Genomic DNA, 12,358 nt, shown 5'->3' on the forward strand with positions numbered 1-12,358 from the left:
ACCCGCACCTCGGCGGGGTGCTCGATCTGCGCGCCCGCGCCCATGCCGCCGGCGGCGCTCCCTGGCTGCGCATCGGGGCGTGGACGCACCTGAACTGGGCCGGGGGCCTCGATCGCCTGCAGCTGGCCTTCTTCGACCGGCACCTGCGCGACCGGGAGGGACTGGAGGCCCATCCCCGCGAGGCGCTGGCTGATCTGGGCTCAGGCTCCTGGCGGGGCCTGGCCGATGGCGGCAGCGAGGGGCCGCGCTGGGCCCTGCGCAGCGACGGACTGGCCGCGATCGATCCGGGCGAGGGCCGCCTGCTCCTGGACGGGGACGGTGGCGGAGGCCTCTCCCTGGTGCACGATCCCTGGCGGCCCGCCCCCGGACGGGGAGGCCATCTGGGCCTGGATGCCGGCCTGGTGGACCGCACTGATCTCGACGCCCGCGCCGATGTGGCCTGCTTCACCGCTCCGCCCCTGGCGGGCCCGCTGCAGCTGGTGGGGCGTCCGGAACTGGAGCTGGAGGTCAGCTGTGACCAGGACGGCTTCGATCTCTGCGGGGCCCTCTCGGTGATCCGCCGAGGGACGGTCTGGCAGCTGAGCACCGGGGTGCTCCGGTCGCTGGGGCCCCACTGCCGCCGCCGGCAGCGGCGGCGGCTGAGGCTGCAGCCCCTGGTGACGACCCTGGCGGCCGGGGAGCAGCTGCGCCTGTCGCTGGCGGCCTCGGCCTGGCCCCAGGTGACCGTCAACCCCGGCAGCGGCGAGTCCCTCCTGGGCCCCGTGGGCCCGGGCCACCGGGTGATCACCCTGGAGCTGCAGCTGAACGGAGCCTGCCTGCGCCTGCTGCCGCTTGATTCTCGGGCAGACTGACGCCAGCACACTGCCCGCCCTTCCGTGAACCTGCGCGTCCCTCTGCTGGCGATGGCCCTGGCCTGTGGACTGCATGGCGGTCAGGCCCTGGCCACCTCCGCGCTGCAGCCGGCCGAGGCCCGAGCCGCCGGGCAGGTGTTGCTCGATGCCCTCAAGCGGCAGGACAGCCAGGCCGTGTTTGACCGACTGGCCCCTGATCTGCAGAAGCTGACCACGGTGGAGCGGGTGCGTCAGCGCCTGCAGGAGCAGGGGACCATCCTCGGCAGCCGCATCACCGGCGTCTCGACGGGGGTGGATGACAGCACGGTGGACGTGGAGTTGAAAGGCACTGGCGGCAGCCGTCCGCTGGTGCTGGTGCTCGATGGCCGCGGGCGTGTGCTGGGCTGGGAGCTGGATCAGAAGGACAGGCCGATCAAGCAGATCGCCACCAAGTTCATCACCTCCCTCAGCCAGGGCCGGGTGGTGGATGCCCGCAGCCTGCTGATCCGCGATCTCCAGGACGAGATCACACCCCAGGATCTGCTCAACCGCTGGAAGGATCTCGAGAAACTCACCGGGTCCTTCCAGCGCCTGCGCGGCACCGTGGTGGCCAGTGAAGGGGGACCCCAGCAACTGGTGCTCGTCACCACCGAGTTCCAGCGGGTCACTGACAACCTGTTCGTGATCTTCGACGACCAGGGTCACATCATCGGCGTCGACTTCCCCGAGGATCCGGCCCGGCCCGGCTCCCCCCTGCCCTGAGCGCGGGGGCCTGAGGAACTGCGGGCCTAAGCTCCCCTTCCGTCCGCTCATGCTCGATGCCCCCCTCCAGCCTCGAATGGATGGTCCAAGACGGCCAGAGGCTTCAGGAGTGCCGGCACGATCATCCTTTTGCCGTGCTGGGGCCCCAGCCCCACGGTGATGGCTGGGTGGTGAGGGCCTGGATGCCGGAGGCGAGCCAGGTGGATCTGCTGCTCCACGGCCGCACCCTGCCGATGGCCACGCCGCACCATCCCTGGGTGTTCGAGGTGGAGCTGAGCGAAGACCCGGGCCGCCGCTACGAGTACCGGGTGCAGCGCGGAGGCATCGAGCACCAGCAGCACGATCCGTGGGCCTTCCGCGAGGAGTGGATGGGCGAACTCGACCGCCATCTGTTCGCGGAGGGCAACCACCATCACATCTGGCGCCGTCTCGGTGCGCACCCCTGCGAGCGCGATGGCATCGCCGGCGTGCAGTTCGCCCTCTGGGCCCCCAATGCCCGCAGTGTGGCCCTGCTGGCTGAATGCAACAGCTGGGATGGCCGCCATCACCCGATGCAGCTGCGCATCGGCGGGATCTGGGAACTGTTCGTGCCCGGCCTGAAACCGGGAGATCTCTATAAGTACGAGGTGCGCTCCCCCGAGGGGCATTGCTATGTGAAGGCCGATCCCTACGGCTTCCAGCACGAGGTCCGCCCCCGGCAGGGTTCGGTGGTCTCCCAGCTGGGCCAGTACCGCTGGAGTGATCAGGCTTGGCTGGCCGAGCGCGACGGCCGCGATCCTCTCAACCAGCCGATCGCTGTGTACGAACTGCATCTGGGCAGCTGGATGCACGGCCCTGCCGATGAGCCCTTCCTGGAGGCCGACGGCAGCCCGCGGCCACCCGTGGCGGCGGCGGATCTCAAGCCCGGCGCACGCCTGCTCACCTACCCCGAGCTGGCCGACCGGCTGATCCCCTACGTGAAGGAGCGCGGGTTCACCCACCTGGAGCTGATGCCGGTCGCCGAGCATCCCTTCGACGGTTCCTGGGGCTATCAGGTGACGGGCTTCTACGCCCCCACCAGCCGCTTCGGTCCACCCGATGAATTCCGGGCCTTCGTGGATCGCTGTCATGCCGAAGGGATCGGGGTGATCCTCGACTGGGTGCCCGGCCACTTCCCCAAGGATGCCCATGGCCTGGCCTTCTTCGATGGCTGCCACCTCTATGAGCACGCCGATTCCCGCATCGGCGAGCACAAGGAGTGGGGCACGCTGATCTTCAACTACAGCCGCAACGAGGTGCGCAACTTCCTGGTGGCGAACCTGGTGTACTGGTTCGAGGAGTTCCACATCGACGGCATCCGGGTGGATGCGGTGGCCTCGATGCTCTACCGCGACTACCTGCGTCCCGATGGCGAATGGCTGCCGAACGAGCACGGGGGGCGGGAGAACCTGGAAGCCGTGCGCTTCCTGCAGCAGGCCAATTCGGTGCTGTTCCACCACTTCCCCGGTGCCCTCTCGATCGCGGAGGAATCCACCACCTGGCCGATGGTGACCAAGCCCACCGACATGGGTGGCCTCGGGTTCAACCTCAAGTGGAACATGGGCTGGATGCACGACATGCTCGATTACTTCGAGCTGGATCCCTGGTTCCGCCAGTTCCACCAGAACAATGTCACGTTCTCGATCATGTACCACTACACCGAGAACTTCATGCTGGCGCTCAGCCACGATGAAGTGGTGCATGGCAAGAGCCATCTGCTGCACAAGATGCCGGGTGACGACTGGCAGAAGTTCGCCAATGTGCGCGCCCTGCTGGCCTACATGTGGACCCACCCGGGCAAGAAGACCATCTTCATGGGCATGGAGTTCGGGCAGCGCTCCGAATGGAACGTCTGGGGCGACCTGCAGTGGGACCTGCTGCAGTACGAGGCCCATCAGGGGCTGCGCAACCTGGTCGACGATCTCAACCGCTTCTACCGCGAGGAGCCGGCCCTCTGGAGGGAGGATTTCGACCACTACGGCTTCCAGTGGATCGACTGCAGCGACAGCCGTCATTCGGTGATCAGCTTCATGCGCCGCGAGAGCCTCACGGGCCGCTGGGTGGTGGTGGTGGCCAACTTCACCCCCCAGAGCCACTCCCACTACCGGGTGGGGGTGCCGAAGGAGGGCTACTACGCCGAGGCCTTCAACACCGACAGCAGCCGCTACGGCGGCAGCAATCTCGGCAATCTCGGGGGCAAATTCAGCGACGAGTGGCCGCTGCATGGCTATGAGCAGTCGCTCGACCTCTGCCTGCCGCCCCTGAGCGTGCTGGTGCTGCAGCACGACCCGGTGCGCAGCCAGACCCTCTGTGACGAAGCCACCGAAGCCGGTGGTGCCGTCGGGTAGGTTCGCCCCTGGCATTCTCTTCACCCATGGCCGACTCGCTCCCCCTGCTGATGCGCGCCGCCCGAGGTGAGCAGGTGGAGCGGCCACCGGTCTGGATGATGCGCCAGGCCGGGCGCTACATGAAGGTCTACCGCGACCTGCGCGACCGTCATCCGGGCTTCCGGGAACGCTCGGAGCAGCCCGATCTTTCCTATGAGATCTCGATGCAGCCGTATCGGGCCTTTCAGCCCGACGGGGTGATTCTCTTCTCCGACATCCTCACGCCGCTGCCGGGGATGGGGATCGATTTCGACATCATCGAGAGCAAGGGTCCGATCATCGATCCGCCGATCCGCAGCCTCGCCCAGGTGGAGGCGCTCAGGCCCCTGGATGCCGCGGCGTCGCTGCCGTTCGTGGGCGAGGTGCTGGGCCGGCTGCGCCAGAGTGTGGGCAACGAGGCGGCGGTGCTCGGCTTCGTGGGGGCTCCCTGGACCCTGGCCGCCTATGCGGTGGAGGGCAGAAGCAGCAAGAACTACGCCGTGATCAAGGCGATGGCCTTCCAGGAGCCGGCGCTGCTGCACCGTCTGCTGGGTCTGCTGGCCGATTCGATCGCCGCCTACGTGAGCTATCAGATCGAGAGCGGTGCCCAGGTGGTGCAGCTGTTCGATTCCTGGGCGGGTCAGCTCAGCCCGATCGACTACGACATGTTCGCGGCTCCGTATCAGAAACGGGTGGTGGATCAGGTCAAGGCGAAGCACCCGGACACCCCCCTGATTCTCTACATCTCCGGCAGCGCCGGTGTGCTGGAGCGGATGGCCACCACCGGCGTCGATTTCATCTCGCTCGACTGGACCGTGGACATGGCCGACGGCTGCGCCCGCCTGCCGCAGCACCTCGGTGTGCAGGGCAATGTGGATCCAGGCCTGCTCTTCGGCACACCGGAGGCGATCCGGGCACGGATCGTCGACACCGTGCTCAAGGCCCGGGGCCGCCGCCACATCCTCAACCTCGGCCATGGCATCCTGCCGGGCACGCCCGAGGAGAACGCCCGGGTGTTCTTCGAGGCCGGCAAGTCGGTCAACGAGCTGCTGGGGGCAGCCGTTTGAGTGGCGCCAGCGGGCCCGCCCGGATTCTGATCACGGGAGCGAGCGGCTGCGTCGGCCAGGCCATCGCCGAGCAGTTGCTGACCAACTCCGACGCCGAGCTGCTGCTCTGGCTGCGGGATCCCGCCAAGCTCACCGCCGTGCCCCGGCAGCACCCCCGCATCACCCTGCTGGTGGGTGATCTGCGTGATCAGGAGCCCCACGCCGCCGCGATCGCCTCGGCCACCCGGGTGATCCACACCGCCACCGCCTGGGGTGACCCCGAGCGGGCTCAGCAGGTGAATGTGGTGGCGGTCAAGGAGCTGCTGGGCCGTCTCGATCCCGGGCGGCTGGAGGAGATCATCTATTTTTCCACCGCCAGCATTCTCGATCGGTCGTTGCGGCTGCTGCCGGAAGCGGCGGCCTACGGCACCGAGTACATCCAGACCAAGGCTCTCTGCCTCGAGCAGCTGGAGCGCCATCCCCTGGCCGAGCGGATCGTGGCGGTCTTCCCCACGCTGGTGTTCGGCGGTTCGGTGGCTCCCGGCGACCCCCTCCCCACCAGCTACCTCACGGCCGGCCTGAAGGAGGCGGTGCGCTGGCTGTGGCTGGCGAAGTGGCTGCGGGCGGAGGCGAGCTTCCACTTCATCCATGCCGTCGACATCGCCCTGGTCTGCGCCCACCTGGCCCTCAACCCCCATCAGGCCAATCCCGAGCCGGATCAGGGGCCGCTGCGCCGGCTGGTGCTGGGGCAGCCGGCCGTCACGGTCGACGACACCGTGAGCCGCCTCTGCCGCTGGCGGCGCAGCTGGCGGCCGCCGCTGGGGCTGTCACTGAACGGCTGGTGGATCGAGGCCCTGATCCGGGTGCTGCCGATCGAGGTGAACGCCTGGGACCGCTTCAGCATCCGCCAGCGCCATTTCATCCACGACCCGGTGAGCCCGCCGGAGCGCTTCGGTCTGGTGAGCCATGCCCCCAGCCTCGAGGCGGTGTTCGAGCTGGCGGGGCTGCCTCACCGCGGCGCCGTGTGACGACGCCATACAATTGCTTCAGTGTTAGGACTTGCTGATGATTCGAGGTCTGATGGCTTCCGCGGCTCGCCTTCTGAAGGCCGTCGCCTCCTCCGCCCTGGTCGGTGCTCTGCTGGTGCTGGTGCTGGTGAGCGTCAGCATCGTGCAGCCGGCCGAGGCCGCCACCGTTGAGGTCAAGCTCGGCACCGACGGCGGCATGCTGGCCTTCGAGCCCAGTGTGGTCACGATCAGCAAGGGCGACACGGTCCACTTCGTGAACAACAAGCTGGCCCCCCACAACGCCGTCTTCGATGGCCACGAGGAGCTCAGCCACACCACCCTGGCCTTCGCTCCCGGTGAGAGCTGGGATGAGACCTTCGAGCAGGCCGGCAGCTACGACTACTGGTGCGAGCCCCACCGCGGAGCCGGCATGGTCGGCAAGGTGATCGTCGAGTGAACCCCGTCGGGGCTCGGTAACGACATTGTTTCGATCCGTTCCCGCCGCCGGTTCCGATCCGGTGGCGGGACTCTATTTTTGACGGGTTGCCCGCTCCATTGCTCGCCTCCCTGATGCGTCGCCTGCTTTCATTCTTCGCCGTCTGCCTGGCACTGCTGCTGGGAGCCGCCCCCAGCTTTGCCGCCGACGCTGCCCACGGCGGCCAGCTCTTCTCCGCCAACTGCGCCGCCTGCCACATGGGCGGCGGCAATGTGGTGAACGCCGAGCGCACGCTCAAGGCCGACGCTCTCGAGGCCTATCTGGCCAACTACAGCAGTGACCATGAGGCGGCCATCGCCATGCAGGTCACCAACGGCAAGAACGCCATGCCCGCCTTCGCCGGCAAGCTCACCGACAGTGACATCGCCGATGTGGCCGCCTACGTCGAGGAAATGGCGGCCAAGGGCTGGGCCTGAGGTTCTGAGGCTCTGAGGCCCACGGTCTGAGGCCCCTTCATTGATCCAGACGCCGAGCGGCCTGCTCCTGCCACGGCGTCGGTCATCACCCACCACCCCTGCCAGGGGTGGTTTTTTTGTGCTTTGTGTGCAGTTCCTGGCCAGGCGGTGGTGGCGGAGCGATGGTGACCATGTCCGATGAAGCAGTGGGATGTCCCTGGACCATCTGCGGCGGCTGGTGGCCGACGCCGAGCGCCAACCCAGGCTCAGGGCCCTGCTGCGCCAGGGTGACCACGAGCAGCCCTGGCAGCGGCTGATCGAGCAGGCCAGGGCCCTGGGCTACGCGATCGAGTGGGCCGACCTGGAGCGCGCCAGTGCCGCGGAGGCGGCCTCCCGCTTCCTGGAGCGGTCGCGGATCGCCCCTGTGGCCGATCTGCTCAGCTCGGTGACCGGACGGAAGCCTCAGCTGAGCTCGCGGCGCCTGGCGAGCACGTCGAGGTAAAGGTCTTCGGGCACGTCGCGGATGTCGTACTCGCTGGGCAGCACCCCATGGGCGTGGCGGTGCACCACCAGCCAGCAGTTGCGCTCCGGATCCTTGCTGGTGCCCTCGAAATCACGGGATTCGTGCGCGAGTCGCAGCACCAGGGCATCCCTGTCCTCGTTGCTCATCCCTACCCTGGGCCCGTGGCCTGACGCCGCGTCATCATGGCAACTCCAGTTCTGAACGGACCGCTCGCCAGGTTCGGACCGCCGGCGAGCAGACCAAGCCTGGTGAGCCTCCTGGCCACTCTGCCCCTGATGCTCGGCGCTCCGGGTTCCGCCCAGCCCCAGCCCCTGGCGGTGCCGCCCCTGTCCAGTGCGCCCTGGGTGCCGGGGGCCTCCTGCCCGCTGCTGGTTCCCCTGAGCAACTCCGTGCTGCAGCCGCTGAGGATCGAGCCGCGGCAGGTGCCTCGCAAGAACGCCGGCGGCTGCCTGTCGGCAGCCGATGCCCTCTACAGCGCCGACGGCTGCCCGCTCAGGCTCTGCCCGCGGGCGGTGCCGAGCCTCGACCTCTGAAGCGCGGGCGCGGGTCGCGTCCTCCGCTCCCTCAGCGGCAGCCGAACACCGAGATGGTGTAGCTGAACCCCGTGGCGTTGGCGTTGTAGCCCGAGCCCACCTTGACGTTCACCTGGCTCACCAGTTTGCCGGAGGGGGGATAGAAGGGTCCGAACTGGCGGAACTGGCCGGGCCGGGCGTCGAGCGTTTCGTTCACCACCTGCAGGTTGGTGCCATCGCTGAACTTGAGATAGGCCTGGATGGGGTAGGGGCCGCGCTCGCTGGAGTTGGACTTGAAGTTCACCTTGTAACTGGAGAAGGCCCGGTTCACGGTGAAGTCGGTGTTGAAGTTGGTGCGGCCGAAGGGAAACACCAGGGGACCGTTCAGCTGGATCGACTTGCTGACGCTGGTGCCTCCCCCCACGGCCGGCAAGTAGGTGCAGCTGGCGGCCGCAGCGCCGGGGGCCAGGCCGGCTGACAGCAGGGTGAGGGCCGCGAGCGCGACGAGAGAACGGGTCCTGGGCATCGGGCGAGGGCGTGGCAAGGGCTCGACGTTACGAACCGGCCCGAGCCGCCGTTCGGTTGATTCGCCAAATGTTTCGGGCACCCCATCCTGTGCTGGTGGTGGGGTCGTTCATAGCCTTCCTTCAACGACCCATCCAAGCGGAGATCCTCCATGCACCCCACCGCCGAAGCGTTCACCGAGAAGGCCTGGGCCGCGATCGTGGCCTCGCAGCAGCTGGCCAAGCAGCGCCGGCAGCAACAGCTGGAGAGTGAGCATCTCTTCGCCAGCCTGATCAGCCAGCCCGGACTGGCCACCCGCATCCTCGAGAAGGCCGGCGTCGATGTGGCGGCCCTGAACCAGTCGGTGGAGTCGTACCTCGCGAGCCAGCCCAGCCTGGGCGCCGCGCCGGAGAACGTGTTCCTGGGCAAGGGCCTCAATGAGGTGCTCGATCAGGCCGAACAGCTGAAGGCGACCTATGGCGACAGCTTCATCTCGATCGAGCACCTGCTGCTGGCCCTGGCGATCGACGACCGCTGCGGCAAGCGGCTGCTCTCGCAGGCCGGCACCAACGCTGACAAACTCAAGGACGCCGTCCAAGCCGTGCGCGGCAATCAGACCGTGACCGATCAGAACCCCGAAGGCACCTACGAATCCCTCGAGAAGTACGGCCGCGATCTCACCCAGGCGGCCCGCGACGGCAAGCTGGATCCGGTGATCGGCCGCGACGAGGAGATCCGCCGCACGATCCAGATCCTCAGCCGCCGCACCAAGAACAACCCGGTGCTGATCGGTGAACCCGGCGTGGGCAAGACCGCGATCGTGGAGGGCCTGGCCCAGCGGATCGTCAACGGGGACGTGCCCCAGGCGCTGCAGAACCGCCAGCTGATCGCCCTCGACATGGGCGCGCTGATCGCCGGCGCCAAATATCGGGGCGAATTCGAGGAGCGGCTCAAGGCGGTGCTCAAGGAGGTGACCTCCAGCGAGGGGCAGATCGTGCTGTTCATCGATGAGATCCACACCGTGGTGGGGGCCGGCGCCGCCGGCGGCTCGATGGATGCCAGCAATCTGCTCAAGCCGATGCTGGCGCGAGGCGAACTGCGCTGCATCGGGGCCACCACCCTCGATGAGCACCGCCAGCACATCGAGAAGGATCCCGCCCTGGAGCGGCGCTTCCAGCAGGTGTTCGTGGATCAGCCCACCGTGGAGGACACGATCTCGATCCTGCGGGGTCTCAAGGAGCGCTATGAGGTGCACCACGGCGTGCGCATCGCCGACAACGCCCTGGTGGCGGCGGCGGTGCTCTCGAGCCGCTACATCGCCGATCGCTTCCTGCCCGACAAGGCGATCGATCTGATGGATGAATCGGCGGCGCGCCTGAAGATGGTGATCACCTCCAAGCCGGAGGCGATCGATGAACTCGACCGCCGCATCCTGCAGCTGGAGATGGAGAAACTCTCCCTGGGCCGCGAATCCGATGCCGCCAGCAAGGACCGCCTGGAGCGGCTGGAGAAGGAGCTGGCGGATCTGAGCGAGCAGCAGAGCACCCTCAATGCCCAGTGGCAGCAGGAGAAGGGGGCGATCGATCAGCTCAGCGCCATCAAGGAGGAGATCGAGCAGGTGCAGCTGCAGGTGGAGCAGGCCAAGCGTCAGTACGACCTCAACAAGGCCGCGGAACTGGAGTACGGCACCCTGGCGGACCTGCACAAGAAGCTGGCCGTCAAGGAAGCCGAACTGAACGCGGGTGATGGCGAGAAGACCCTGCTGCGCGAGGAGGTCACCGAAGACGACATCGCCGAGGTGATCGCCAAGTGGACCGGTATCCCCGTGTCACGGCTGGTGCAGAGCGAGATGGAGAAACTCCTGCATCTCGAAGATGAGCTGCACACCCGCGTGATCGGCCAGAGCCAGGCCGTGACGGCCGTGGCCGATGCGATCCAGCGCTCCCGTGCCGGCCTCTCCGACCCCAACCGCCCGATCGCCAGCTTCCTGTTCCTCGGCCCCACCGGCGTGGGCAAGACGGAGCTCTCCAAGGCCCTGGCCTCGCAGCTGTTCGACAGCGACGACGCCATGGTGCGCATCGACATGAGCGAGTACATGGAGAAGCACGCCGTGTCCCGCCTGATCGGAGCCCCTCCGGGCTACGTGGGCTACGAGGAGGGCGGCCAGCTCACCGAAGCGGTGCGGCGCCGGCCCTACGCCGTGATCCTGTTCGACGAGGTGGAGAAGGCCCACCCCGATGTCTTCAACGTGATGCTGCAGATCCTCGATGACGGCCGCGTCACCGATGGGCAGGGGCGCACGGTGGATTTCACCAACACGGTGCTGATCCTCACCAGCAACATCGGCAGCAGCTCGATCCTCGATCTGGCCGGTGATCCGGCCCGCCACGGCGAGATGGAGAAGCGGGTGAACGACGCCCTGCGCGCCCACTTCCGGCCCGAGTTCCTCAACCGCCTGGATGAAACGATCATCTTCCACAGCCTGCGGGCCGATGAGCTGCGCCGCATCGTGGTGCTCCAGGTGGAGCGGCTGCGCCGCCGCCTCAACGACCGCAAACTCGGGCTCGAACTCGAGGACGGCGCGCTCGACTGGCTGGCGACGGCGGGCTACGACCCGGTCTACGGCGCCCGGCCCCTGAAGCGGGCCATCCAGCGGGAGCTGGAAACGCCCATTGCCAAGGCGATCCTGGCCGGCAGCTTCCCGGAAGGCAGCACGATCGCCGTGGACGTGACCAGTGCCGGGGAGGGCCCACCCCGCCTGCGCTTCCAGCCGGCCAGCCGCCGTGAACTGGTGCTGGCGCACTCCTAGCGGGGGAAGGGAGGCCCGGCCCGGCTGCTGCGCCGACCCGCTGGGATTTCCCTTCCGGTGCTGGGCCAGAAAAAAACCCTGGAGCCGGGTAGCTCCAGGGTTGGTGCTGGCGTCAAGGGAACGGGGAGACGGAGATCCGTCAGCCTGGGGCCGGGGAATCAGCCCTGTCCGCCCGGGAAGAGGTCATCCAAGCGGTCCCGGAGATCACTGGCCGACGGCTGGTCGTCAAAGAGGCCAAGCAGGTCTGCAAAGGGATTCTCGGATTCGTCGCCACCGAAGACCACGGGAAACTGGCCGCGATCCTCGAAGAAGTCAACGATTTTGGAAATCGGCGGAAACTCGGAAGGGTGGGGCTCGGAAAGAAGAAAATCGACCCCTAGGGCAATGGAGGCATCCCCATTGGGGAAGAATTCGTTGGCCGCCGAGAGAATCTCCTGGGCCAGGGCCTTACGGATGACGAGATCATCATTCTCATCGACCCGGGCCTGCAGGAAATCGATGGAGTTAGCGAGTTTGTCGTCGAAAGGACCGAGTTGCTCCTTGAAGGAGGCCGGAGCATCCTCCAGGCGATCTTCCAGGCGATCCAGGAACTGGGTATAACCGCCGCTGACAGATAGGGTTGTAGGCATAGCTTCAGAGTGAGCCGGGGTTCAGGCGAAGTGGAGATCCTTGGGATGGATTTCCGATGTGGTCGAACTTTATCAGCCTTCAGGGCTTGTTCTTTTCCTCTCAGCGGAAGTCTCGCGGGATTGGACTTCAACCGGTATCGGAAACCACAAATTGATGGGGGCCTTTCTGATCTCGCGGCGAATCCGGTGTGTCCGATCCCTCAGAATTCCCCGTGAAATGTCTTGCTGCTTACCGATTTCTCTCAGATTCGGCAGCGCTCCACACATTCCTTGATGTTAACCAGATTCATACATCAGCACTGCTTATCAGCACTTCTTATCCAAGGGCTGTCCTGTCTGGCCGGGTGCTTCGGTCGTCTTCCCCTGACACGGGCATGCTGGGTCGCGGCGGGCGCCCCGGGCTGTGCTGGTGAACGATGAGCCGATGGCCGAGTCCGAGCCGCTGCTGGCCTGCCTCCGCA

The 12,358-nt window shown here is 67.0% G+C and carries 13 protein-coding genes; 10 read left to right on the forward strand and 3 right to left on the reverse strand.

Features of this window, described 5'->3' with window-relative positions; genetic code table 11:
* From VB734_RS14270 to VB734_RS14305, 8 genes are all read left to right on the forward strand, one after another.
* A partial coding sequence (locus VB734_RS14270) for a CocE/NonD family hydrolase (RefSeq protein WP_323243589.1) occupies positions 1-851 on the forward strand: 851 nt, incomplete at its 5' end.
* Between the two features lie 24 nt (positions 852-875).
* Positions 876-1,592 carry a DUF3887 domain-containing protein gene (locus VB734_RS14275; RefSeq protein WP_322781658.1) on the forward strand — a complete coding sequence of 239 codons (717 nt, stop codon included), beginning with the start codon at positions 876-878 and terminating at the stop codon, positions 1,590-1,592.
* Between the two features lie 56 nt (positions 1,593-1,648).
* A complete protein-coding gene (gene glgB, locus VB734_RS14280) occupies positions 1,649-3,958 on the forward strand; it encodes a 1,4-alpha-glucan branching protein GlgB (RefSeq protein ID WP_322781657.1) in 2,310 nt (769 codons plus the stop codon).
* Between the two features lie 26 nt (positions 3,959-3,984).
* Positions 3,985-5,043, forward strand: a complete 1,059-nt coding sequence (hemE, locus tag VB734_RS14285) for a uroporphyrinogen decarboxylase (RefSeq protein WP_197163410.1) — start codon at positions 3,985-3,987, stop codon at positions 5,041-5,043.
* Complete coding sequence (locus tag VB734_RS14290) at positions 5,040-6,050, forward strand: NAD-dependent epimerase/dehydratase family protein (RefSeq protein ID WP_322781656.1); 1,011 nt, start codon at positions 5,040-5,042, stop codon at positions 6,048-6,050. Before hemE ends, VB734_RS14290 begins: the two co-directional genes overlap by 4 nt.
* Positions 6,051-6,102: 52 nt before the next feature.
* On the forward strand, positions 6,103-6,486 hold the full coding sequence (petE, locus tag VB734_RS14295; protein ID WP_322781655.1) for a plastocyanin: 384 nt from the start codon (positions 6,103-6,105) through the stop codon (positions 6,484-6,486).
* A 113-nt stretch (positions 6,487-6,599) separates the two neighbouring features.
* Positions 6,600-6,941, forward strand: coding sequence for a c-type cytochrome (locus VB734_RS14300; RefSeq protein WP_197163415.1), 342 nt, complete (start codon positions 6,600-6,602; stop codon positions 6,939-6,941).
* A gap of 190 nt (positions 6,942-7,131) precedes the next feature.
* A complete protein-coding gene (locus VB734_RS14305; RefSeq protein ID WP_197163417.1) occupies positions 7,132-7,422 on the forward strand; it encodes a hypothetical protein in 291 nt (96 codons plus the stop codon).
* Here the strand turns inward: VB734_RS14305 and VB734_RS14310 are convergent.
* A complete protein-coding gene (locus VB734_RS14310) occupies positions 7,383-7,589 on the reverse strand; it encodes a hypothetical protein (protein WP_197163419.1) in 207 nt (68 codons plus the stop codon). The two genes, VB734_RS14305 and VB734_RS14310, sit on opposite strands and share 40 nt — an antisense overlap.
* A 102-nt stretch (positions 7,590-7,691) precedes the next feature.
* Here VB734_RS14310 and VB734_RS14315 point away from each other — a divergent pair, with 102 nt between their 5' ends.
* On the forward strand, positions 7,692-7,976 hold the full coding sequence (locus VB734_RS14315) for a hypothetical protein (protein WP_322781654.1): 285 nt from the start codon (positions 7,692-7,694) through the stop codon (positions 7,974-7,976).
* A gap of 31 nt (positions 7,977-8,007) precedes the next feature.
* On the opposite strand, the gene VB734_RS14320 is transcribed toward VB734_RS14315, so the two are convergent.
* Entirely contained in the window at positions 8,008-8,481 is a 474-nt protein-coding gene (locus tag VB734_RS14320; protein WP_197163423.1) for a hypothetical protein, read from the reverse strand.
* Between the two features lie 150 nt (positions 8,482-8,631).
* On the opposite strand from VB734_RS14320, the gene clpB reads away from it, so the two are divergent.
* On the forward strand, positions 8,632-11,268 hold the full coding sequence (gene clpB / locus VB734_RS14325; protein WP_322781653.1) for an ATP-dependent chaperone ClpB: 2,637 nt from the start codon (positions 8,632-8,634) through the stop codon (positions 11,266-11,268).
* 158 nt (positions 11,269-11,426) lie between these two features.
* On the opposite strand, the gene VB734_RS14330 is transcribed toward clpB, so the two are convergent.
* On the reverse strand, positions 11,427-11,897 hold the full coding sequence (locus tag VB734_RS14330) for a hypothetical protein (RefSeq protein WP_322781652.1): 471 nt from the start codon (positions 11,895-11,897) through the stop codon (positions 11,427-11,429).
* Between the last annotated feature and the right edge of the window lie 461 nt (positions 11,898-12,358).

It is taken from the genome of Synechococcus sp. BA-124 BA4 (assembly GCF_034931165.1).